A 377-nucleotide genomic window follows, 5' to 3' on the forward strand; every position below is an offset into this window, starting at 1 on the left:
AGTCGATCTGCTGACGCAGCTTGGAGTGCAGCGAGGCGCGGCGGAGGTAGTCGTTGAGCTCGTCCTTGGTGGCCGGATTCTCGAGCGTCAGGTGCAGCACGGCGAGCGACACGTCGGGCGTGGGGACGCGGATCGCGGAGCCGGTGAGCTTGCCTGCGAGCTCGGGCAGTGCACGGGCGACGGCCTTGGCGGCGCCGGTCTCGGTGATGACCATGTTGAGCACCGCCGAGCGCCCGCGACGGTCGCCCTTGTGGAAGTTGTCGATCAGGTTCTGATCGTTGGTGAACGAGTGCACGGTCTCGACGTGGCCGCGCACGATGCCGTAGGCCTCGTTCATCGCCGCCAGCACCGGGGTGATCGCGTTGGTGGTGCACGAC

General features: G+C 67.6%; 1 pseudogene. It reads right to left on the reverse strand.

The features are described from left to right. A pseudogene (locus tag KI686_RS15865) lies at positions 1–377 on the reverse strand (glyceraldehyde-3-phosphate dehydrogenase); the annotation flags it as partial.

It is taken from the genome of Polaribacter sargassicola (assembly GCF_021991835.1).
GTDB classification, from domain to species: domain Bacteria; phylum Bacteroidota; class Bacteroidia; order Flavobacteriales; family Flavobacteriaceae; genus Polaribacter; species Polaribacter sargassicola.